Origin of the sequence: Streptomyces sp. 4N124 (assembly GCF_052245395.1) — a bacterium.
Classification (GTDB): domain Bacteria; phylum Actinomycetota; class Actinomycetes; order Streptomycetales; family Streptomycetaceae; genus Streptomyces.
In genome coordinates this window covers 157,594-180,187 of record NZ_JBQQBS010000006.1, presented here as the reverse complement: position 1 = coordinate 180,187, position 22,594 = coordinate 157,594, and the positions used below count along the sequence as shown (strand labels likewise).

Sequence of the window (22,594 nt, the reverse complement as noted above, 5' to 3'; positions counted from 1 at the left end):
AGCTGGGCATGCCTGAGGGGCACCCGGCGTCTTGGGTGCCCTGGGGGTGCGTCGCGCAGCCCGGCGCCACGGGGTGCCGCCTGCGCCCACCCGTGCCGCCCCAGGCGGCACGACTGCCCGCAGGCGGCGGCACGAGCTGCAACAGCCCCACCCCATCGCCACGCGTTCCGACCGGCAGCCACGAGATGCCGGTACTCAACGCCCCGTGGTTACGCCGCGCCCACGACCTCCGGGATGCGGAACGGCTTGCCGCAGCCGCCGCAGACGATCGGGGCCTGGGCCAGGACCGACGGAACGACGCGGACGTTGCGCCCGCAGTCGCAGACGGCCTTGACGCGGACACCGCCGCCGGAGGAGCCATGCCGGGCCGCCGGGCCGCGGAAGGTCCGGGACGTGTCGGCGGAGGTCGCTGCGGTATGGGCCTTGAGGGCGCGCTGGAGCCGCTCGATCGTCGGGCGGTAGCGCCTCTTCGCCTCGGGGTTGAGCGTGACCAGGGAGAAGCCGCTGCTGGGATGCGGTTCCTCCGGGTGGTCAAGGCCCAGCTCCTCGGCGATCGCGAGGAATCTGCGGTTGTGGTACCGGCCGGCGCGCGAGGTGTCGCGGATTCCGCGGGCGGCGGCGATGCCATGGACTGCCTCATGGAGCAGTCGCTCGAAGGAGAGCGCGTGCCCGCAGGCGGACGACGACTCCCCGATCAGTGACTCGGGCGCGGCAAGATCCGGCAGCTCGGGGTGGTACCGCTGAATGTCGGCCCACGCCTGCGCCAGCTCTGCGGCGAGAACAGGTGGTGTCTGTGTCGTGCTCACGTAATGACAACGAGCCAGAGTGCCGCTGTGTTCCTATTCCGGGGCATCCCAAATAATTTGCACGTACCCGTCAGTTGCCGCTGATGCGTCCGGACGAGGGCGGGTGCGCTGATCTGCGGAGAAGCCTCGCAGCTCATACCAAGCCGGTACGTAGTCTGACGTACGGCCCGGCGCGTAGAGCCTGTCCGCGCGCCGGGGTACGTGTGTTCGCGCGATGCGCAAGAGGCGTTTCGGTCGGCTCCGCCCATGGCTCAGTAGGCTCGCGCGACGATCGCGACGTTACCGGGTGCGTCATCGGCGTCCGGCACCGACCCGTCCTCGGCGACCAGACACCGTACGGTCACCGCGTGCTCACCCAGCTTGGCCTCGCCTTCTTCGCCGAGGGCCGCCCAGGGGATGCGCGCCCAGCCGCCGGCGGTCGTGGCGTCCACGGCCTCCTCGATGCTCGACACGTCGGACGTACGGGACTCACGGCGCTCGCGGGACTGGGTCAGCAGCAGCGCCTGATCCTCTTCGAGGACCGTGGGGAGCAGCCGTACGAGCGAGTCGATCGCCACCGGCTCCTTGCCGCCGGGGATCCGGCGGGCCAGCATCGCGGTGCCGTTCTCCAGGTCACGGGGGCCGACCTCGATCCGGACCGGCACGCCCTTCAGCTCCCAGTCGACGGCCCGGCGCCCGAAGGGGGTGTCCGTGCGGTCGTCGACGTGGACGCGGATGCCCGCCGCCTTCAGCTGGTCGCCGATCTCGCGGACCTTGGCCAGAACCGCGTCATCGCCCTTGATCGCGAGGACGACGGCCTGCACCGAGGCGAGGCGCGGCGGGACGCGCAGGCCATTGTCATCTCCGTGAGTCATCACCAGGGCGCCGATCATGCGGGTGGTGGACCCCCAGGACGTCTGCCAGACCAGTTCCTGTCTGCCGTCCTTGGACAGGTACTGGGTGTTGAAGGCCTTGGCGAAGTTCTGGCCCAGCTCATGACTGGTGGCCAACTGGAGGGCCTTGCCGTCGCCCATCATCGCTTCGAGGGTGAGGGTGTTGAGGGCGCCCGCGAAGCGCTCCTTGACGGTCTTGCGGCCGGGGACGGAGTCCATGGCGAGGACGTTCACCATGAAGTCCTCGTAGACCTTGCGGTGGATGTGCGCGGCGAAGTCGCGGGCGTCCTCGTATGTGGCGTGTGCGGTGTGGCCTTCCTGCCACAGGAATTCGGTCGTACGGAGGAAGAGGCGGGGCCGCAGCTCCCAACGGACCACGTTCGCCCACTGGTTGATCAGCAGCGGCAGATCGCGGTAGCTCTGCACCCACTTCGAGAAGTAGTCGTTGATGATCATCTCGGAGGTGGGACGGACGACGGCCGGCTCTTCGAGCTCCTTGCCGCCGCCGTGCGTGACGACGGCGAGTTCGGGTGCGAAGCCCTCGACGTGCTCGGCCTCCTTGGCGAAGTACGACTGCGGGATCAGCAGCGGGAAGTACGCGTTCTGGGTGCCCGTCTCCTTGATGCGGGCGTCCATCTCGGCCTGCATCCGCTCCCACAGCCCGTACCCGTACGGTCGGATCACCATGGTGCCGCGCACCGGACCGTTGTCGGCCAGTTCGGCCTTGTTGATCAGATCCTGGTACCAGCGCGGGAAGTCGTCCGCCCGCGGGGTGAGTACGGGTGCCTTGGCCATGGCGAGATGGTACGGGCCCACGTTGCCGGAATGTGAAATCTCGCCACTCGTACAGCGAACCCACAAGCCGGGCGGCACAACCCTCTGGACGAGGCGTCGGACGCGGAGTTTCCTGGCATACGGGGGGACAGCGAGCGCACGTCACGGGGGCTACGGAATCGGGCACAGCGGCAACTCTCGTCGGATTGGGGCGCTTTACATGACACCTACGCTCGTGCGGCAGCACCTGTCTCCTGCGGGCCCCGGGCCACGCGTGGACCTGTGTGCACGCGCGCGTGACTGGTCCGAGATCCAGGAGCGGATGCTGGTTCCGCTCTTCGAGGCCGTCTACGAGCGACTGGAAGTGGGCGTCGGCACACGGCTCCTCGGCCTCGGCTGCGGATCCGGGCTGGCCCTGCTGATGGCTGCCTCCAGAGGCGCCGCCGTCACCGGTGTCGAACCCTCCTCGCCTCAGCGGCTCGCCCTCGCGCGGGAGCGGCTGCGGCCCGAGGCGTGGGGCACGCGCGCGCGTGCGGACACCCGGCTCGTCGACGGCTCACCGCGGGACGCGGCCGACGCGGAGACGCCCGCGTACAGCCTGGTGACCGCTTTCGAGCCCATCGGGTGTCTCGCGGGCGACTCGGAGGGACTCGGCGAGCTGCTCGAGGCAGCGGCACCGCTCGCCGATCGGGGGGCGCCCGTGGTGCTGGCCGGCTGGGGTCCGCCGGAACGTTGCACCACGTCGTCCGTGCTGCGGGTGGCCGCCAAGCTGGCGGATCCGCTGCGCAGCGCGGGCAGTTGGCGCCCCGCCCTCCGCGACGACCTGGAGGAGGTCGCCCAGCGGGCCGGCCTCAAGCCCGACGGCTCGGGCCGGGTGGCCTGCCCCTTCGGCTACGCCGACATGGACAGCGCGCTGCGCGGACTGCTGTCCACGGGGCTGTTCGACGCGGCGATCACCGCGACGGACCAGGCGCAGGTCGACAAGGAGCTGACGGAGGCTCTGCATCCGTATCTGCGGCGGGACGGGACGGTGTGGATGCCGAACGTGTTCCGGTACCTGATCGCCCGTACGCCCTAAGCGGAGCGCCCCGAAGGGGCGCGGGGAACTGCGCGACCAGCCACGACGGAGCCGCAGCAAACCGACGACACATCGCGGCACAACCAGCGGAGCGCTCACGTGTCCACGTCCTTCGCCAGGCGCGTGATCCCCGCGATCCGGTACGCGTCCGCCTCCTCCAGCGTCTCGTTCTCCAGGAGCGCCTGGGCGAGGTCGTCCAACTGGCCGCGATGGTCGCGGAGTTTGCGGCACGCCTCGTCGTAGCACTCGTCGACGATCCGCCGCATCTCGTCGTCGATCACATCGAGGGTCTGGGGCGCGGCGGCGAGGCCGTACGCCTGCTGAGCGTCGTTCGGGAGCGCGGACAGCCGTCCCACCCGCTCACTCATCCCCCACCGCGCGACCATGCCGCGCACGATGTTGGTGACCTGTTCGAGGTCGTTCTCGGCACCGGTCGTGATCATGCCGTACACGACCTGTTCCGCCGCCATGCCGCCGAGGGCGCCGATGACGCGGCCTCGCAGATACTCCTCGGTGTACGCGTACTTGTCCGACTCCGGGGTGGAGAGCGTGACGCCGAGGGCCCTGCCGCGCGGCACGATGGTGATCTTGCGGACGGGGTCGGCGCCCGGCTGCAGCATGCCGAGGAGGGCGTGGCCGCTCTCGTGGTACGCGGTGCGCCGGCGTTCCTCCAGGGGCATCACCAGCGGGCGTTCGGCGCCCAGTTGGACCTTTTCCAGGGCCTCGGAGAGGTCAGCCTGCTTCACCCTGTCCTGCTTGCGCTTGACCGCGAGGAGGGCGGCCTCGTTGGTGAGGTTGGCCAGTTCGGCGCCGGTCATGCCCGGGGTCGTGCGCGCGACCTGGGCCAGGTCGACGTCCTCGGCGAGCGGGATCTCCCGGGTGTGGATCTCCAGGATCGCCTTGCGGCCACCGCGGTCCGGCGGCGAGACCATGACCACCCGGTCGAAGCGGCCCGGGCGGGTCAGGGCCGGGTCCAGGACGTCGGCGCGGTTGGTGGCGGCGATGACGATCACGCCCTCCGCGCCCGAGAAGCCGTCCATCTCGGTCAGGATCTGGTTGAGCGTCTGCTCGCGCTCGTCGTGCCCGCCCATGCTCGCGCCGCCGCCGCGTGCCCGCCCGATGGTGTCGATCTCGTCGATGAAGATGATCGACGGCGCCACCTTGCGCGCCTCGGCGAACAGCTCACGCACGCGTGACGCACCCACGCCCACGATCATCTCGATGAACTCGGACGCCGACGCCGAGAAGAACGGCACCCCCGCCTCCCCCGCGACCGCCCGCGCGAGCAGGGTCTTCCCGGTGCCGGGCGCCCCCGCGAGGAGGACACCCCGGGGCATCTTGGCGCCCATACGGCGATAGGCGTCGGGATTCTTCAGGAAGTCCACGACGTCATTGAGCTCGCCCTCCACCTCGTCGATGCCCGCCACGTCCGCGAAGGTCGTGCGCTCGGCGCCGGGCTCCAGCTCGACCGGCTTCGGCGGGGCCTTCCGGCCGAGCATGCCGCCCGCGCCCCCCATCCCCGCGCTCATCCGCCGCGCGATGAAGATCCACAGCACGACCAGGAGCACCATCGGCGCCAGCGAGATCAGCAGATTGGCCAGAAAGCTTCGCTGCTGGACGACCGGCTCCGCCGTGACGGTGACGTTGTTCTTGGTCAGCTCCGCCCAGAGCTGATCGTCCGCGAACTCCGGGCGCTGCGTCTTGAACTTGCTGTACTTGCCGTCGCCCTCGGGATCGTCCTGGGACTTCTTCAGCTGCCCCTGGATCGCGTCACCCTTGGAATAGATCTTGCTGACATTGTCGGCGTCGACCTGCTTGCTGAACTCCGTGTACGAGATGGTCGGCTCGTCCTCGTCGAAGTACGAGAGCACCAGATTGGCGACGAGGAACACGACCAGCGCGGCGAGGACCAGGCTCCACCAGCCTCCACGCAGCCTGCGCCCACCGGACGGCGGCTTCGGCGGCTCCTCGGGCGTGCCCTCGGTTCGCCAGGGCTGCTCGGGAGACTTACGGGTCGGCGCCGGGTTGGTCATATCGGGACGTTACGACATCACACGCCCGCAAGCATGTGCGCATACGACGCTGGGGGCGCCCCTGGCGAGGGGCGCCCCCAGCGTCGTATGAACCAGGCTGTACAGACCGAACCGTCAGCCCATGAACCTCTAGCCCATGAACTTCTTGAACTCGTCCGGCAGCTCGAAGTCCTGCGCGCCCTGCTGCGGCACACCGAACGCGTTGCCGCCCTGAGCGGCGGCGGCGCGGCGGGCGGCCTCCTCCTGCTCCTGCTGCTTGCGCTTCATCGGGTTGCCGGAGCGCTGCTTGCCCTTGGCCTTCTTGGGCTGCTTCTTCGACCGGCCGGGGCCGCCACCCATGCCCGGGACGCCCGGCATACCGGGCATGCCGCCGCCCTGGGCCATGCGGGACATCATCTTGCGGGCCTCGAAGAACCGCTCGACCAGGCCCTTGACCGCGCTGACGTCGACGCCGGAACCCTTGGCGATACGGGCACGCCGCGAGCCGTTGATGATCGTCGGCTCCTGGCGCTCGGCCGGGGTCATCGACTTGATGATCGCGGCCGTGCGGTCGACGTCACGCTCGTCGAGGTTGTTGATCTGGTCCTTGATCTGGCCCATGCCGGGCAGCATGCCGAGCAGCTTGGAGATGGAGCCCATCTTCCTGACCTGCTCCATCTGGGCCAGGAAGTCGTCCAGGGTGAAGTCCTGGCCCTTCTTGGACGCCAGCTTGGAGGCCATCTTCTCGGCCTCTTCCTGGCTGAACGTCTTCTCCGCCTGCTCGATCAGGGTGAGCAGGTCACCCATGTCGAGGATGCGGGAGGCCATCCGGTCAGGGTGGAAGGCGTCGAAGTCGTCGAGCTTCTCGCCGTTCGACGCGAACATGATCGGCTTGCCGGTGACCTGGCGGATCGACAGGGCCGCACCACCGCGGGCGTCACCGTCGAGCTTGGAGAGCACCACGCCGTCGAAGCCGACGCCGTCGCGGAAGGCCTCGGCGGTGTTGACCGCGTCCTGGCCGATCATCGCGTCGACGACGAAGAGGATCTCGTCCGGCGAGACCGCGTCCCGGATGTCCGCGGCCTGCTGCATCATCTCCTGGTCGATGCCCAGGCGGCCGGCGGTGTCGACGATCACGATGTCGTGGACCCGGGTCTTCGCGAAATCGATGGAGTCCTTGGCGACCTTGACCGGGTCACCGACGCCGTTGCCCGGCTCCGGCGCGAAGACCGCGACGCCGGCGCGCTCGGCGACGACGCTGAGCTGGTTCACGGCGTTCGGGCGCTGGAGGTCGGCGGCGACGAGCAGCGGCGAGTGGCCCTGCTCCTTCAGCCAGTGGCCGAGCTTGCCCGCGAGGGTCGTCTTACCGGCACCCTGCAGACCCGCCAGCATGATCACGGTGGGCGGCTGCTTGGCGAAGCGGAGACGACGGGTCTCGCCGCCGAGGATGGTGACCAGTTCCTCATTGACGATCTTGAGGACCTGCTGGGCCGGGTTCAGCGCGCGGGAGACTTCGGCGCCGAGAGCCCTTTCCTTCACGTTCTTGATGAAGGTACGGACGACAGGCAGCGCCACGTCCGCTTCGAGAAGGGCGATGCGAATCTCGCGCGCCGTGGCGTCGATATCCGCTTCGCTCAAGCGCCCCTTGCCGCGCAAGTTCTTGAAGGTCGCTGAAAGGCGATCGGAGAGAGTATCGAACACGGCGGCGTCGGTCCTCGGGGTCGGGAGCAGTCTGAGCGTCTTCCAGGGTATCCGGCCTTGCAAGGCAATCGTCCCCGCCGCCTGCATTCAGCAGCGGAGGCGACACATCACATGACCGCGAGGTCACCCCCGCAGTGTCTCCTCCAGCTTCCGCGCCACGGCCCCCGCCTCCTCGCTCGGCAGCGGGGCGCCCTCCGAACTGGTGACGTAGAAGGCGTCCACCGCGTTCGCGCCCAGCGTCGACACATGCGCACTGCGTACCCGCACGCCCGCGTCCTCCAGCGCTCGCCCGATCCGGTGCAGCAGGCCCGGGGCGTCATGGGCCCGGACCTCGAACACCGTCGCCAGCCGCGATGCCGCCGGTGCGACCGTCACCCGGGGCGGCGGCGCCACGACGCCACGACGCCGCGGATAGGCCGCGTCGCGCTCGGCGAGGCGGCCCGCGATGTCCAGGGAACCGTCCAGGGCCCGTACGAGATCGGCGCGCAGCCGGGCTGCCTGCGGCAGGGAGCCGTACTCGGCGGCGACCCGCCAGTTCAGCAGCAGGACGGACCCCTCGACGCCGTCCGGCAGGTCCAGGGCCCGCAGTTCCGCGGTCCGTACCGTCAGCCGGTGCATCGCCAGCACACCGGCCACGGCGGGCAGCACCCCCTTCTGGTCCGGTACGGCGATGAGGAGCTCGACGCCGAGTGGTTCGGGCTCGCCGGTCGGCTGGTCCTCCGTCGGCGGCTCGGTCTGCGCGCGCAGCGACAGCACGGGGCTGCCGGTCGCGATCGCCTCGATGGAGAGCCGCTCCTGCTCGGCGGTGGGCGCGGCGGCCTCCGGTTCCTCCGGAATGTCCCCGGCGAGCACCGCCGAGACCCGTCGCACCAGGTCGGCGACGAGGGATCCGCGCCAGGACGACCAGGCGGCCGGGCCGGTGGCCAGCGCGTCCGCCTCGGTCAGCGCGTGCAGCAGCTCCAGCGTGCTCTGCGTGCCGACCGCCTCGGCGACCGAGCGCACGGTGGCCGGGTCCTCCAGGTCGCGCCGGGTGGCCGTCTCGACGAGCAGCAGGTGATGCCGTACGAGCGTGGCGAGCACGGCGACGTCCTCGCGGTCGAAGCCGATCCGGGCCGCCACGTCGCGGGCGATGATCTCGCCGGCCACCGAGTGGTCGCCGGGCCAGCCCTTGCCGATGTCGTGCAGCAGCGCGGAGACCAGGAGCAGGTCGGGGCGGCTGACCCGGCGGGCGAAGTCGGAGGCGCGGACGGCGGTCTCGATGAGATGCCGGTCCACGGTCCAGATGTGCACGGCGTTGCGCTGCGGGCGGCAGCGGACCCGCTCCCAGTCGGGGAGCATGCGGGTGATCAGGCCCTCGGCCTCCAGCGCCTCCCACACCTCGATGGTCGGGTGGCCGGAGCCCAGCAGGGTGACCAACTGCTCACGTGCCTCGGCGGGCCACGGCGTGGGCAGGGGGCGTGTGGTGGCCGCCATGCGCCGTACGGCGTGCAGGGAGAGCGGCAGGCCAGCCTCCGCGGCGGCGGCAGCGGCGCGCAGGGGCAGCACGGGGTCGCGTTCGGGGCGCGCGGCGCGGGCGAGCACCACCTCGCCGTCCTGTTCCACCACGCCCTCGGCGAGCGGGGACCGCTCGGCGACCGGCTTCCCGCCACCGCCCAGCATGGCGCGCAGCCGCGGCCGCACCGCGCGCGACCGCAGCACGCGCCCCACTTCACGCCAGGTGACATCGCTCGCATACGACACGACGCGCGCCGCCTCGTACACCTGCCGCAGCAGAGTGTCGGCGTCGAGGAGTCCCAGTTCGGCGGCGACCTGGTCCTGCTCCTGGAGGGACAGCCGGTCGGTGGCCCGGCCCGTCGCCAGATGCAGGGCGTCGCGTACGTCGAGCAGTCGGCGCCGTGCGTCGTCGAGGCCCTCGCGCGGGGCGTCGGCCAGCCAGGAGGCGGCGACGGCGCGCAGGGCGGTGGCGTCACGGAGGCCGCCGCGGGCCTCCTTCAGGTCCGGCTCCAGCAGGTACTGCAGCTCACCCTGACGCTCGGCGCGCTCGGCGCACAGCTCCTGGAGTTCGGGGAGACGTTTCGGCGCCTGGTTGCGCCAGTCGGCGAGGACGGCCGTGCGCAGTCCCGCGGTCAGGCCGAGGTCGCCGGCGATGTGCCGGGCGTCCAGGAGACCGAGTTGGACTTTCAAATCCTCGGCCGCGGTCTTGCGTGCCTCGGCCGGTGTACGCACCGAGTGGTCGAGCGCCAGGCCCAGGTCCCAGACCGGGTACCAGATGCGGTCGGCCAGCGCGGCGACCGCGTCCGAGTCACTGCCGTCGTGCAGCAGGAGCAGATCGAGGTCGCTGCGCGGGGACAGCTCGCCGCGGCCATAGCCGCCGACCGCGATCAGGGAGGCGCCCTTGAGCCCGTCGGCGCCCGCGCCGAACAGCCCCGACAGCCAGTCGTCGGTCAGTTCGGCGAGGGCCGTACGGCGCGGCGGCCCGGACCGCGCCCCCTCCTGGAGGAGGCGCAGCCGGGCCGCCGCGTAGCCGCTGGGTCCCGAGTCCTCTGCATCTTCCCGTACGTCCGTACTCGTCACCCAGCGACTCCTGTTCCTTTTCTTTTAAAGCGCGTCCGGCCCGCGCTCGCCGGTCCGGACCCGTACGGCCGTCTCGACCGGGAGGGACCAGACCTTTCCGTCACCGATCTTGCCGGTACGGGCCGCCTTGACGATGACGTCGATCAGCTGCTCGGCGTCGTCGTCCTCGGCGAGGACCTCGATGCGGATCTTGGGGACGAGGTCGACCGTGTACTCGGCGCCCCGGTAGACCTCGGTGTGGCCCCGCTGACGACCGTAGCCGCTCGCCTCGGTGACCGTCAGTCCGTGGACCCCGAAGGCCTGGAGGGCTTCCTTGATCTCGTCGAGCCGGTGGGGCTTGACGACGGCGGTGATGAGCTTCATGCGTCCACCTTCTTGCTCGTGGCTGCGGGGGCCGGGGGTACCACGGTGGACTTGGCGGCACCGCCACCGGCGCCACTGAAGTCGTATGCGGTCTCGGCGTGCTCGGCCTGGTCGATGCCGGCCACCTCTTCGTCCTCGGAGACCCGCATGCCGATGGTCTTGTCGAGGACGAAGGCGATGAGCGCGGAGACGATCAGGGAGTAGGCGAGAACCGCACCGACACCGGCGAGCTGCTTCCACATCTGCGTCATGCCGCCGCCGTAGAAGAGGCCCTCGACCTCGGACTGGCCCTTGCCGCTGGCCAGGAGGCCGATGAGCAGCGAGCCGACGACACCGCCGACGAGGTGGACGCCGACGACGTCGAGCGAGTCGTCGTAACCGAGCTTGTACTTCAGGCCGACGGCCATGGCGCACAGCAGACCGGCGACGACACCGACGACGATCGCGCCGATCGGGGAGACCGCGCCACCGGACGGGGTGATCGCGACCAGACCGGCGACCGCACCGGAGGCGGCACCGAGCGTGGTGAACGCGCCGTGGCGGATCTTCTCGTAGATCAGCCAGGACAGCATGGCGGCGGCGGTGGCGACCTGCGTGTTGACGAACATCAGGGAGCCGACGCCGTCGTCGTTGCCGAGCCACGAGCCGGCGTTGAAGCCGAACCAGCCGAACCACAGCAGACCGGCGCCGAGCATGACCAGCGGGAGGCTGTGCGGGCGCATCGGGTCCTTCTTGAAGCCGACGCGCTTGCCGATGACCAGGATCACGCCGAGCGCGGCTGCACCGGCGTTGATGTGGACCGCCGTACCACCGGCGAAGTCGATGACGCCCAGGTCGAACGCCCAGCCGCCGGTGCCCCAGACCCAGTGGGCGACCGGGAAGTACACGATCGTGGCCCACAGGGCGACGAACAGCGCCCAGGCGGTGAACTTCACGCGGTCCGCGAGAGCACCGCTTATCAGGGCGGGCGTGATGATCGCGAACATCAGCTGGAAGACCATGAAGGCGAGGACCGGGATGGTGTAGCCGGACCACAGGTCACCGGTCTCGATGCCGCTGAGTCCGACGTAGTCCGACGTCCAGCCGATGATGCTGCCCTTGTCCGTGCCGAAGGCGAGGGAGAATCCGTACAGCACCCACAGGATGGTCACGATGCCGATGCTGATGAAACTCATCATCAGCATGTTCAGGGTGCTCTTGACCCGGACCATGCCTCCGTAGAAGAAGGCGAGACCGGGGGTCATGAGCAACACCAGCGCCGAACAGATCAGCATGAACCCGGTGTTTGCGGCAGACAGCGTGGGAGCGTCTGCGGCTAGCGTGATGGCGGCTGATGCCATCGGCGTCTCCTCGTCGTTGGTACGGCCCCGTGCGGGCGAAGCCTTGAGCGGATTTGAGGGGTGGGCCGGTTTATGCGCCATGAGATTGGCGCAGCGCCGTTTCGATGGAAGCCCCTCGTTGTTTCGCCGCCGTGACGAAGACGCCCTGTGTGTTACGCGTCGATGAACTGCCGGATTGTGGCCGGGTCGATCGTTATCGTGGCGCAACCTTCAGGGTCCGGCCGCGGGCGGCCTTCCGAATGACCTGGCATGGGGGAGCCGAGTCGGGCAGTCGGGAGGGCCGGCCGCGGCCGGGGTTCTGGGGTGTCAGACCGCTTCGGCGGTCTCGGGCAGCTCGATGGCGAGCCGGTCGGTGAGGTCCACGACCTCGGCGAGATCACCGAAGTCGCGTACGGCCGTGTCGACCGTCTTTCGGATACGAGTGTTCACGCGCTCGGAGCGGACCTTCTTGGCGATCTGCATGGCCTCGGCGGCGAGGACAGAGGCCTGCTCGGGCTCCCGTCGCAGCAGATGCACGGTGGCCATTCCGATCGCGTTCAGCGCATACGACCGCTGGTGCTCGGTGTCCTTGGCGAAGAGGTCGACGGCCCGCTGCATCAGGGGCTCGGCGAGGGACGCGTAGGCGGGGCTGCGGCCCGCCACATAGGCGAGGTCGCGGAAGGAGTGGGAGTTCTCGCCGTACAGCTCGGCCTCGGAGAAGAAGCGGATCCAGTCGGGGTCCGGCTCGTCCCACTCGCCGGCCTCGCCGAAGGTGTCCTCGGCCATCCGCACCGCCCGCTTGCACTTGCCGGGCTGGCCCATATTGGCGTAGGCCCGGGCCTCCATCGCATACAGCATCGACTGGGTGCGGGGGCTCGCGCAGTCCCGGCTGCCGTACTGCGCGAGGTGGATCAGCTCCAGCGCATCATCGGGCCGCCCGAGGTGGATCATCTGGCGGCTCATGCTGGACAGGATGTACGAGCCGAGCGGCTTGTCGCCCGCTTCCTTCGCGGCGTGCAGGGCGAGGACGAAGTACTTCTGCGCGGTGGGCTGGAGTCCGATGTCGTACGACATCCAGCCGGCCAGCTCGGCCAGCTCGGCGGCGACCTTGAACAGCTTGCGGGTGGTGGACTCGGGCTGCGGCTCCTGAAGGAGGTCGGTCACCTCGTGCAGCTGGCCGACGACGGCTTTGCGGCGCAGGCCGCCGCCGCACTGGGCGTCCCACTGGCGGAACATCACGGTGGTGGACTCGAGGAGGTCCAGCTCGGGCTTGGACAGCCGGCCACGCGCGCGTGAGGACGGGACGGCACCGGCCTCCTGCTGCGGGGCCTGCGGCGCCGGCACCAGCCAGCGCTGCATCGGCTCGATGAGGGACGGGCCCGCGGAGAGGGCCAGCGAGGTCCCGAGGAAGCCGCGCCGCGCCAGCATCAGGTCGCTGCGCGAGAACTCGCTGAGCAGGGCCACGGTCTGCGGGCCCGTCCAGGGCAGGTCGACTCCGGACACGGACGGTGACTGGCGGGCGGCGCGCAGCCCCAGGTCCTCGACGGAGACGACACATCCGAACCGCTCGGAGAACAGCTCGGACAGGATCCGGGGGATCGGCTCGCGCGGATTCTCGCCGTCCAGCCAGCGACGTACCCGCGAGGTGTCGGTGGAGATGTGGTTGGCCCCCAACTGGCGAGCCCTGCGGTTCACTTGCCGCGCGAGCTCGCCCTTGGACCAGCCGCTGCGCACGAACCACGAGCCGAGCAGCTCATTGGGGCGCTTGTCAGCGTTCGTACCGCTTCCGCCGTTGCCGCCCACTGGAACGCCCCCATCCCTGAGACCACTTGTCGCCGAGTGCGCCAAGCCCTATCAGAATGCCGGTAAATACGGCCGTCCGTCCGGCAGTTGTCACCCATCGAACGGAAAACCGAGTTGCCTCCGGCATACCCACAAGTGCATGTGCCCCCAGGACTCGTGCACTCAAAGTAATCCTACGATCACGCCTCCAGCCATGGCGATCCCGGAAACGCCACCATTCGCCACCCCTTCGAATGAACTCACGGTCGGTCGTACGCGATTCACTTGACATAGGACGGCCAGGAGTGGGCGGAACGGTGCACTCAGGGGCGCACACAGCCGGGCGCACCACCCGAGCCGCTCGAAGGCGCCGCTTGGCATCGAGGCGAGGACACGGTCAGTCACATTCCGGGTGGTCTCGTAACCACCGGTGCGTCGGACCCGTTGGAGGGGGCATGGGCTTCACGATCGGCAGCAGTCGGGGCATCCGCGACATCCGGTCCGGCTCGCGCCGCCGCGGCCGCACGTCGGAGTGCACCGCCGTGGCCGAGTTCACCGGGCTCTGGGGCTGGGACGTGGTGCCGGGCGCGCGGGCCGCGGCGGGCGCCTGTTCCTGCGGCCACGCCGACTGTCGCACGCCGGGCGCACATCCGCTGGACTTCGCGCCGGAAGTACCCGCCGGCGCCACCCTCGACCAAGTGACCGAGTCCTGGGGCGAGTTCCCCGGCGCCTCGGCGATGCTGCCGGTCGGCCGGACGTTCGACGTCATCGAGGTCGCCGAACCCGCCGGACGCCATGCGCTGGCCCGGCTGGAGCGCATGGGCCTGCCCGTCGGCCCGGTCACGGCGACCCCCGAGGGCCGCGCGCACTTCTTCGTCGCCCCGGGCGCCGCCACCGACCTCCCCGAGCTGCTCTACCGCATGGGCTGGGACGACCCGACCTCCCTCGACCTGCACGGCCTCGGCCCGGGTACGTACATCACCGCCCCGCCGTCCGACCGGGCCGGCCTGGGTCCGGTGCGCTGGCTGCGCTCCCCCGAGCTGGACTCGGCGACCCGGCCGCCGGAGGCACGGCTGCTGCTGGGCACGCTGGCGTACGTGGCACATCGATCACGGGCGTAGGCGTACACAGCGAAGCGCCCGCCTCCAGCTGTGGGGGCGGGCGCTCTCGTACGGCCGACGCAGGACTCACTCTCCGATAAGGGCGTCGACGAACGCCTCCGGCTCGAACGGCGCCAGGTCGTCGGCACCCTCGCCGAGGCCGACCAGCTTGACCGGCACGCCCAGCTCGCGCTGCACGGCGATCACGATGCCGCCCTTCGCCGTACCGTCCAGCTTGGTCAGGACGATGCCGGTGATGTCGACGACCTCGGCGAAGACGCGGGCCTGCACCAGACCGTTCTGGCCGGTGGTGGCGTCCAGCACGAGCAGCACCTCGTCCAGCGGAGCGTGCTTCTCCACGACCCGCTTGACCTTGCCCAGCTCGTCCATGAGGCCGGTCTTGGTGTGCAGGCGCCCGGCGGTGTCGATGAGGACGACGTCGGAGCCCATCTCCTTGCCCTCCTTGACCGCGTCGAAGGCGACGGAGGCGGGGTCGCCGCCCTCGGGCCCGCGCACGGTGTACGCGCCGACCCGCTCGCCCCACGTCTGCAGCTGGTCGGCGGCGGCGGCACGGAAGGTGTCGGCGGCGCCCAGGACGACGCTGTTGCCGTCGGCGACGAGCACCCGGGCGAGCTTGCCGGTGGTGGTGGTCTTGCCGGTGCCGTTGACGCCGACGACCATCACGATGCCGGGCTTGCGGTCCTCCGGCTCGGTCTTAACGACGCGGTCCATGTCGGTGCCGACCAGCTTGAGCAGCTCCTCGCGCAGCAGGCCGCGCAGTTCGTCGGGCGTCCGGGTACCGAGCACCTTGACGCGCTCACGCAGCCCGTCGACCAGCTCCTGGGTGGGCAGCACACCGACGTCGGCGGTGAGCAGGATGTCCTCGATCTCCTCCCAGGTGTCCTCGTCGAGGTGCTCGCGCGAGAGCAGCGTGAGCAGCCCCTTGCCGAGGGCGTTCTGGGAGCGGGAGAGACGGGCGCGCAGGCGCACCAGGCGCCCCGCGGTGGGTTCCGGGACCTCGATCTCGGTCGGCGGAAGCTCTTCGACGACGGGCGGTTCCTCGACGGCGGCCGGGGCCGAGCCGTCGGGAAGGTCCACCTCCTCTATCGTGCGGCGCGGTTCCTCGCGCGGCGTTTCGGCCTCGTCGCCGACGTGCGGCTCGGCCGGAGGGGCGGTGATGTCGGGCGCGGTGGGCGGCGGCGGGGGCAGCGGCTTCTTGCGCCGGGTGCCGACGATGAGCCCGCCGAGCGCACCGAGCACGACCACGGCGATGACTACAGCAAGGATGACGGTTTCCATAACGCGTCCAGTATCAGCCATCGGGCTCCGCGGGACCCAGCTTGTAGCTTCCTCCAAGGGGCTGGGTCGCCCTCCTGCCACTGCTCGCGGACCGAGGAACCGCACCCCTGGATGTCTGACGCCCCGTCAGCTACCGTCCCCCTTCGCATCCACCGGTGAAGGGGGACTCTTCCCATGCCCGTCACGGTCGTACGTTTCAACCTCGTCGAGCCCGGCGCGACCCCCGCCTCGCTCAGCGCCCGCTACAAGGCGGCGCTGGAGATGGCCGGGTACGCCGACGATCACGGCATCACCACCGTCCAGACCGAAGAGCACCACGGCGCCACGAACAACTGGCTGCCGTCGCCCTTCACCTTCGCGGGAGCCGTCTTCGGCGCCACCCGGAACATCGCGGTCACGGTCTCGGCGATCATCGGACCGCTGCACGACCCGCTGCGGCTGGCCGAGGACATCGCCGTACTGGATCTGCTGAGCGGCGGACGGCTGGTGACCGTCGCCGGGATCGGCTACCGGCCGGAGGAGTACGCCCTGTTCGACGTGGAGTGGAAGCGGCGCGGGCGGCTCCAGGACGAACTCCTCGAAACCCTCCTCAAGGCCTGGACCGGCGAGGAGTTCGAGTACCGGGGCCGTACGGTCCGGGTCACCCCGCGCCCGTTCACCGAACCGCACCCGCTCCTCCTCGTCGGCGGCTCCTCGCAGGCCGCCGCCCGCCGGGCCGCCCGGCTCGGCCTGCCGTTCTTCCCCAGCGCGCATCTGCCGGAGCTGGAGACGTACTACAAGGAACGGCTCGTCGAGTACGGCACCGAGGGCTGGACCATGATGCCCGCGACCGAGCAGCCGCTGCTGCACATCGCCGAGGACCCGGACCGGGCGTGGAGCGAGTACGGCGGCCACTTCCTGCATGAGGCGCGGACGTACGCCTCCTGGCAGTCCGGCGGTATACGGTCCGCGGTGAAGTCGGCGGCCACGACCGTGGACGAGCTGCGCGCCGAGGGCGTCTACCGGATCCTCACGCCGAACGAGTGTGTGACACAGGGGCTCGACAACTATGTGCTGCATCCGCTGTCGGGCGGGATGCCGGTGGAGGAGGGGTGGCGCAGCCTGCGGCTGTTCTGCGAAAACGTACTGCCCCGGCTCAATGACCTCGAAGGCTGAGCCGGGCGGTACGTCTACGAGGCTCAGCCCATCTCCTCCAGTGCCTTGCCCTTCGTCTCCTTCACGTACTTGAGGACGAACGGGATGGAGAGCGCCGCGAAGGCCGTGTAGATCACGTAGGTCACGGAGAGGTTCCAGTCGGCCAGCGACGGGAAACTCGCGGTGATGGCCCAGTTGGCGATCCACTGTGCGGCGGCGGCCACGCCCAGGGCGGCGGCGCGGATCTTGTTCGGGAACATCTCGCCGAGGAAGACCCAGACGACCACACCCCAGGACAGGGCGAAGAAGAGGACGAAGATGTGGGCGGCGATCAGGGCGATCCAGCCCTGCGTGGCCGGCAGCTTGCCGTCGACGAGGTGGAAGGAGAACGCCCAGGCCTCCAGCGCCAGGCCGATCACCATGCCTACGGAGCCGATGAGGGCCAGCGGCTTACGGCCGATGCGGTCCACCAGGAGCATCGCGATCACGGTGCCGACGATGTTGATGATCGACGTCGTGAAGGAGTAGAAGAACGAGTCCGTCGGGTCGACGCCGACGGACTGCCACAGGGTCGACGAGTAGTAGAACGCGACGTTGATGCCGACGAACTGCTGGAAGACCGACAGGCCGATACCGACCCAGACGATCGGCTTGAAGAAGAAGGAGCCGCCGAGCAGGTCCTTGAAGCTCGACTTGTGCTCGCTGTTCATGCCGTGCTCGATCTCGGCGATCCGGGCGTCGAAGTCGATGTTCTTGCCCTCGACCTCGGCGAGGATCTCGCGGGCCTGCTCATGCTTGCCGACGGAGATCAGGTAGCGCGGGGACTCGGGGATGGCGAAGGACAGCAGGCCGTAGATGACGGCCGGGATCACCATGACGCCGAGCATGACCTGCCAGGCCTCCAGGCCCAGGATCTGACCGCGCTGGTCGCCGTCGGCGGCGTTGAGCAGACCCCAGTTGACCAGCTGCGAGACGGCGATGCCGATGACGATCGCGGCCTGCTGGAAGGAGCCGAGCCGTCCGCGGTACGCGGCCGGGGCGACCTCGGCGATGTAGGCGGGGCCGATCACGGAGGCCATGCCGATGGCGAAGCCGCCGACGACGCGCCAGAAGGCGAGGTCGTACAGGGAGAACGGCAGCGCCGAGCCGACGGCGCTGACGGTGAACAGCACGGCGGAGATCTGCATGCACCGGATACGGCCGATGCGGTCGGCGATCCGGCCGGCGGTGGCGGCGCCGATGGCACAGCCGATCAGGGCGATGGCGATGACCTGCGCCAGCGCCGCGGAGCCGATGTCGTAGCGGTCGCGGATGGCCTCGACGGCGCCGTTGATCACGGAGCTGTCGTAGCCGAAGAGGAAGCCGCCCATCGCGGCCGCCGCGGCGATGAAGATGACGCGCCCGAGATGTTCGGGATGAGCCGTAGCGGCTCCTGACTTGGGTGCCTGCGCTGTGCTGGTCACGTGTACTCCTCGGGCTACCGGCAACGCTGCCGGTTGGGGTCAGCCCTTCGAGGTCCACCAGAAGGTACCTGAAGGTAAAAACAACGTTGCTCAGGCTATGTCTTCAAGTTTCGAAGTCAATATGACGTTGTTAAGAAAACGCACCGCACACGTGAGGGCCTTGCGTTCAAGACTTGAAGGAATGATCCCCAAACCGCTGGTCAGAACCGGTGTAGGCAGCACGCATCTAGCGCAGACGCTGGGAGATGACCTTCGACACACCGTCGCCCTGCATGGAGACGCCGTACAACGCGTCGGCGACCTCCATCGTCCGCTTCTGGTGGGTGATCACGATCAGCTGCGAGGCTTCCTGCAGCTCCTGCATGATGCGGATCAGCCGCTGCAGGTTGGTGTCGTCGAGCGCGGCCTCGACCTCGTCCATCACGTAGAACGGGCTGGGCCGGGCCTTGAAGATCGACACGAGCATCGCGACGGCGGTCAGTGAGCGCTCGCCACCGGAGAGCAGGCTGAGCCGCTTGACCTTCTTACCCGGAGGACGTGCCTCGACGTCGACGCCCGTGGTGAGCATGTTGTCGGGATCGGTAAGGATCAGCCGCCCCTCACCACCCGGGAACAGCCGGCTGAAGACGCCCTCGAACTCACGGGCCGTGTCCCTGAAGGCCTCGGTGAAGACCTGCTCGACGCGCTCGTCGACCTCCTTGACGACCTGGAGCAGGTCGGCGCGGGTCTTCTTCAGGTCTTCCAGCTGCTCGCTGAGGAACTGGTGCCGCTCCTCCAGCGCCGCGAACTCCTCCAGCGCCAGCGGGTTGACCTTGCCGAGCTGCTGATAGGCCCGCTCGGCGGACTTGAGCCGCTTCTCCTGCTCGGCCCGGACGAACGGCTTGGGCTGGTTGCGGGGATGCTCGGGGTCCTCCGGCAGCTGCTCCCCCTCCGCCGGGAGCGAGGGCGGGACGAGCTGATGCGGGCCGAACTCGTCGACGAGCCCGGCCGGCTCGACACCCAGCTCCTCCAGCGCCTTGGTCTCCAGCTGCTCGATCCGCATCCGCTTCTCGGCGCCGAGCACTTCGCCGCGGTGGACGGAGTCGGTCAGCTTGTCCAGCTCGGACTTGAGATCGCGCCCCGTGTTACGCGCGACGGTCAGCTCCTGCTCACGCCGGGCCTTGGCGGCCTCGGCGGCGGTGCGTTCCTCGTCGGCGCGGGCGAGGGAGACCTCGACGTGCGCGAGCAGCTGCCGCGCACCGGAGGCGACGGCTTCCGCGACGGCCGCCTCGTGCCGCATCCGCGCCCGCCGCTGCTCGGCACGCGCGCGTGCGTCGCGCTCCGCTCGGGCGGCGCGGTCGAGGGAGTCGGCGCGGCCGGCGAGCCCCTTGACCCGCTCCTCGTGCGTACGGACCTGGAGGCGGGCCTCCATCTCGGTCTGGCGTGCGTTGGCGCCGTCGGCGGCGAGCCGATCCCGTACGGAGGTGTCCGGCTCCTCCTCGACCGGCATCTCCTCGGCGACGGCGAGCCGTTCGGCCAGCTCCTCGGCTTCTTGTACGGCCTTGTCGAGCGCCTCCTGCGCCCGCGCCGCCGCCGCGGTGGACCGCTCGGCCTCGCCGGCGGCACCGCGCGCCTGACCGGCGAGCCGTCCGAGCTGCTGCGCCACGGCCGACTTCTCCCGGTCGGCGGCCCTGCGCCGCTCCCCCACGGCTTCGACGAGAGCGGTGCACTCCTTACGTCGCTCGGTCGCGGCGTGCTGCGCCTCGGTGAGTGCCTCGCACCGCACGGCCAGCTCTTCCAGCTCGGCGGCGGCCTCGTCCACGGAGGCCTGCACTTCGAGGAGGCTGGGTGCTCCGGCGGAGCCGCCGTGCGCGAAGTGGGCGCCCAGGAGGTCGCCTTCGGCGGTTACGGCGGTGAGGTCGGGGTGGGCGTAGACGAGGTCTTCGGCGTCTTCGAGGGTGCTTACGACGACGATGCGGTGGAGTAGCCGTCGTACGGCTGGCATGAGTTCGGCTGGGCCGCGGACGAAGTCAGCAGCGGAGGGTGCGGGTTGTCTTTCGACTGCGGGTTCGTCGTGGCTGGTCGCGCAGTTCCCCGCGCCCCTTTGGGGCGCGTCTGCGTCACCTGCGAGCAGCAGGGCCGCCCGGCCGCCGTCCTGTTTGCGCAGGAGGCGGATTGCGTCCGCCGCGGCTGACGGGGACGTCACCGCGATCGCGTCGGCCGCGGCACCGAACGCGGCTGCCAGCGGGACCTCGTAGCCCGGGGTCACCGTGAGCAGCTCCGCGGCCGGACCGAGCAGGCCCGTGAGCCGGTCCTTCGCACCGAGCAGTGCGCCGGTTCCGTCCTTGCGCCGCAGGCCCATCGCCAGCGCCTCGTGGCGGGCCTGGGTGGCGGCGCGTTTGCGTTCCGCTGCTGTGGCCGCTTCGCGGGCCGCCGTCAGGGCGGCTTCCGCGTCGGTCAGTGCCGTCTTGGCCGCTTCGTGCTGCTCGCCGAGTTCCGCGTCGTCCGCGTCGAGACCGTCGACCTCGGCCTTGAGGGTCTCGTACTCCTCCTGGGCGGTGACGGCGCGTTCCTGGGCCTCGTCGCGGGCGGCGGCGAGGCGGTCGATCTCGGCCTGGGCGGAGGCGGCACGCGAACGGGCCGCGTTGACCTGGCCGTTCAGCCGGGCGAGGCTCTCGCGGCGGTCGGCGATGGAGCGGGCGACGTCCTTCAGGCGCCGTTCCTCCATGGCCAGCTCGCGCTCCAGGTCGGCGCGGTGCGCGACCGTGTCGTCCAGCGCGCGCTCGGCCGCCTCCAGGGCCGCTTCGAGCTCGGCCTCCTGCTCACGGATCCGGTTGGCCTCGCGCTCCATGTCCTCGGGGTCACGGCCCCGGCGCTCGTCGGGCGGCGCGGAAGTGGCGCTCTTCACCCGGGCGTCGGCCAGCGAGATCGTGCCGCGGACGCGTTCGGCGAGCTGAGAGAGTTCGTACCAGGTCTGCTGGGCGCGCTGGAGTCGCGGTGTGAGCTGCCGTACCTCGTCCTCCAGGAGCGCCTCCCGCTGAAGCGCCTTCTTCAGCTCCAGCTCGGCGGCTTCTTTACGTTCCTTCAGCGCGGCCTCGTCGGCGACCTCGGCGTTGAGCGCCTCTCGGAGTCGTACGAGATCGTCGGCGAGCAGGCGGAGGCGGGCGTCGCGGAGGTCGGCCTGGATGACGGCGGCCCTGCGCGCCACTGCCGCCTGACGGCCCAGGGGCTTCAACTGCCTGCGCAACTCGTCCGTCAGGTCCTGCACGCGAGCGAGGTTGGCCTGCATCGCGTCCAGCTTCCGGAGCGCCTTCTCCTTGCGCTTGCGGTGTTTCAGCACACCCGCGGCCTCTTCGATGAAAGCCCTGCGGCCCATCGGATCCGCGTGCAGTACGGAGTCGAGCTGGCCCTGGCCGACGATGACGTGCATCTCGCGGCCGATGCCGGAGTCGGAGAGGAGTTCCTGGATGTCGAGCAGGCGGCAGGTGTCGCCGTTGATCTGGTACTCGCTGCCGCCGTTGCGGAACATGATCCGCGTGATGGTGACCTCGGCGTACTCGATGGGCAGCGCCCCGTCGGAGTTGTCGATGGTCAGGGACACCTCGGCGCGGCCCAGCGGCGGGCGGCCAGTGGTGCCGGCGAAGATGACGTCCTCCATCTTGCCGCCGCGCAGCGACTTGGCGCCCTGCTCACCCATGACCCAGCTGAGCGCGTCCACCACATTGGACTTGCCCGAGCCGTTCGGTCCGACGACACACGTGATCCCCGGCTCGAACCGGAGCGTGGTCGCCGAGGCGAACGACTTGAACCCACGGAGGGTCAGGGCCTTGAGGTGCACGCCGCTGGACTCTACCTCCCGCCGGTATCTCAGACGCCGAACCCTGGGGTACCCCGCGGTTTCACCCATGAACGTGCAGGGCACACCAGACGTTAAAGAGGGTGAAAGGATGCGCGGGGGCAAGAAAGAAGGGACGCCGAAGCGTCCCTTGCAAACTCTGACAACTTAGCGGTTGATACGGGCAGCCCAACCACTGCTGTCGTTGCGTGATGCAGTGATCAGGTGAGCGCAGGCTCCGCCTGGTGTGCGTCGATGCTCTCCATGACCCTGTCGTGAGAGTCGATGCTCTCCATGATCCTGTCGTGAGAAGCGGCAGCCGTCAGCGCGTCGTTCTCAGCCTGGATTCGTCCGAGCTCGGATTCCAGGTCCTGGACACGCTGCTGGAGCCGTCGCATCTCGGCGAGGAGTCGAGGGTCGGAGCCGCCGACGTAACCGAGAAGCGCCTTTGCCATGATGGATGGTCCTCCACACTGAGTGACCGACCGATGCGGTGTGGGTCG

The 22,594-nt window shown here is 69.8% G+C and carries 15 protein-coding genes; 3 read left to right on the top strand and 12 right to left on the bottom strand.

All coding sequences use genetic code 11. The annotated features are described in order from the left end of the window. Window positions 1-209: 209 nt before the first annotated feature. Both ACTWQO_RS08500 and proS read right to left on the bottom strand, forming a co-directional pair. On the bottom strand, window positions 210-806 hold the full coding sequence (locus tag ACTWQO_RS08500; protein ID WP_443236583.1) for a hypothetical protein: 597 nt from the start codon (window positions 804-806) through the stop codon (window positions 210-212). A gap of 251 nt (window positions 807-1,057) precedes the next feature. Then, on the bottom strand, window positions 1,058-2,473 hold the full coding sequence (gene proS / locus ACTWQO_RS08495) for a proline--tRNA ligase (RefSeq protein ID WP_443236582.1): 1,416 nt from the start codon (window positions 2,471-2,473) through the stop codon (window positions 1,058-1,060). A gap of 199 nt (window positions 2,474-2,672) precedes the next feature. Here proS and ACTWQO_RS08490 point away from each other — a divergent pair, with 199 nt between their 5' ends. Further along, window positions 2,673-3,530 carry an SAM-dependent methyltransferase gene (locus ACTWQO_RS08490; RefSeq protein WP_443236581.1) on the top strand — a complete coding sequence of 286 codons (858 nt, stop codon included), beginning with the start codon at window positions 2,673-2,675 and terminating at the stop codon, window positions 3,528-3,530. 95 nt (window positions 3,531-3,625) lie between these two features. Here the strand turns inward: ACTWQO_RS08490 and ftsH are convergent, their stop codons facing one another. From ftsH to nsdA, 6 genes are all read right to left on the bottom strand, one after another. After that, window positions 3,626-5,563 (bottom strand): ATP-dependent zinc metalloprotease FtsH, encoded by a 1,938-nt coding sequence (gene ftsH / locus ACTWQO_RS08485; protein WP_443236580.1) that lies wholly within the window; start codon window positions 5,561-5,563, stop codon window positions 3,626-3,628. A 129-nt stretch (window positions 5,564-5,692) separates the two neighbouring features. Continuing rightward, window positions 5,693-7,243: a signal recognition particle protein gene (ffh, locus tag ACTWQO_RS08480; protein ID WP_301984557.1), complete on the bottom strand. Its 1,551-nt coding sequence runs from the start codon at window positions 7,241-7,243 to the stop codon at window positions 5,693-5,695. Between the two features lie 123 nt (window positions 7,244-7,366). Beyond that, a complete protein-coding gene (locus ACTWQO_RS08475; protein ID WP_443236579.1) occupies window positions 7,367-9,817 on the bottom strand; it encodes a [protein-PII] uridylyltransferase in 2,451 nt (816 codons plus the stop codon). A 24-nt stretch (window positions 9,818-9,841) separates the two neighbouring features. After that, the gene (locus ACTWQO_RS08470) at window positions 9,842-10,180 is read right to left on the bottom strand and encodes a P-II family nitrogen regulator (protein WP_003997576.1); all 339 of its coding nucleotides are present in this window, start codon (window positions 10,178-10,180) and stop codon (window positions 9,842-9,844) included. After that, window positions 10,177-11,520, bottom strand: a complete 1,344-nt coding sequence (locus tag ACTWQO_RS08465) for an ammonium transporter (RefSeq protein ID WP_443236578.1) — start codon at window positions 11,518-11,520, stop codon at window positions 10,177-10,179. The genes ACTWQO_RS08470 and ACTWQO_RS08465 overlap by 4 nt, the downstream gene beginning before the upstream one ends. A 306-nt stretch (window positions 11,521-11,826) precedes the next feature. Beyond that, complete coding sequence (nsdA, locus tag ACTWQO_RS08460) at window positions 11,827-13,302, bottom strand: transcriptional repressor NsdA (RefSeq protein ID WP_443236577.1); 1,476 nt, start codon at window positions 13,300-13,302, stop codon at window positions 11,827-11,829. Window positions 13,303-13,736: 434 nt separating this feature from the next. Here nsdA and ACTWQO_RS08455 point away from each other — a divergent pair, with 434 nt between their 5' ends. After that, a complete protein-coding gene (locus tag ACTWQO_RS08455) occupies window positions 13,737-14,402 on the top strand; it encodes a bifunctional DNA primase/polymerase (RefSeq protein WP_443236576.1) in 666 nt (221 codons plus the stop codon). Window positions 14,403-14,468: 66 nt separating this feature from the next. Here the strand turns inward: ACTWQO_RS08455 and ftsY are convergent, their stop codons facing one another. Then, entirely contained in the window at window positions 14,469-15,680 is a 1,212-nt protein-coding gene (gene ftsY / locus ACTWQO_RS08450) for a signal recognition particle-docking protein FtsY (protein WP_443236575.1), read from the bottom strand. A 174-nt stretch (window positions 15,681-15,854) separates the two neighbouring features. Here ftsY and ACTWQO_RS08445 point away from each other — a divergent pair, with 174 nt between their 5' ends. Continuing rightward, window positions 15,855-16,835, top strand: a complete 981-nt coding sequence (locus tag ACTWQO_RS08445; RefSeq protein WP_443236574.1) for an LLM class flavin-dependent oxidoreductase — start codon at window positions 15,855-15,857, stop codon at window positions 16,833-16,835. Between the two features lie 23 nt (window positions 16,836-16,858). Here ACTWQO_RS08445 and ACTWQO_RS08440 read toward each other — a convergent pair whose 3' ends face one another. The 3 genes from ACTWQO_RS08440 to ACTWQO_RS08430 form a co-directional block, all read right to left on the bottom strand. Beyond that, window positions 16,859-18,277 carry a sugar porter family MFS transporter gene (locus ACTWQO_RS08440; RefSeq protein WP_443236573.1) on the bottom strand — a complete coding sequence of 473 codons (1,419 nt, stop codon included), beginning with the start codon at window positions 18,275-18,277 and terminating at the stop codon, window positions 16,859-16,861. Between the two features lie 226 nt (window positions 18,278-18,503). Then, window positions 18,504-22,094, bottom strand: a complete 3,591-nt coding sequence (gene smc / locus ACTWQO_RS08435; RefSeq protein WP_443236572.1) for a chromosome segregation protein SMC — start codon at window positions 22,092-22,094, stop codon at window positions 18,504-18,506. Between the two features lie 218 nt (window positions 22,095-22,312). Continuing rightward, a complete protein-coding gene (locus ACTWQO_RS08430) occupies window positions 22,313-22,546 on the bottom strand; it encodes a hypothetical protein (RefSeq protein WP_443236571.1) in 234 nt (77 codons plus the stop codon). Between the last annotated feature and the right edge of the window lie 48 nt (window positions 22,547-22,594).

Excerpts from the sequence above, each read along its gene's own strand:
- ACTWQO_RS08430 (WP_443236571.1), bottom strand. The coding sequence starts at position 22,546 with ATGGCAAAGGCGCTTCTCGGTTACGTCGGCGGCTCCGACCCTCGACTC.
- ACTWQO_RS08455 (WP_443236576.1), top strand. The coding sequence starts at position 13,737 with ATGGGCTTCACGATCGGCAGCAGTCGGGGCATCCGCGACATCCGGTCC.
- ftsY (WP_443236575.1), bottom strand. The coding sequence starts at position 15,680 with ATGGAAACCGTCATCCTTGCTGTAGTCATCGCCGTGGTCGTGCTCGGT.
- ACTWQO_RS08470 (WP_003997576.1), bottom strand. The coding sequence starts at position 10,180 with ATGAAGCTCATCACCGCCGTCGTCAAGCCCCACCGGCTCGACGAGATC.
- ftsH (WP_443236580.1), bottom strand. The coding sequence starts at position 5,563 with ATGACCAACCCGGCGCCGACCCGTAAGTCTCCCGAGCAGCCCTGGCGA.
- ACTWQO_RS08465 (WP_443236578.1), bottom strand. The coding sequence starts at position 11,520 with ATGGCATCAGCCGCCATCACGCTAGCCGCAGACGCTCCCACGCTGTCT.
- proS (WP_443236582.1), bottom strand. The coding sequence starts at position 2,473 with ATGGCCAAGGCACCCGTACTCACCCCGCGGGCGGACGACTTCCCGCGC.
- ACTWQO_RS08445 (WP_443236574.1), top strand. The coding sequence starts at position 15,855 with ATGCCCGTCACGGTCGTACGTTTCAACCTCGTCGAGCCCGGCGCGACC.
- ACTWQO_RS08490 (WP_443236581.1), top strand. The coding sequence starts at position 2,673 with ATGACACCTACGCTCGTGCGGCAGCACCTGTCTCCTGCGGGCCCCGGG.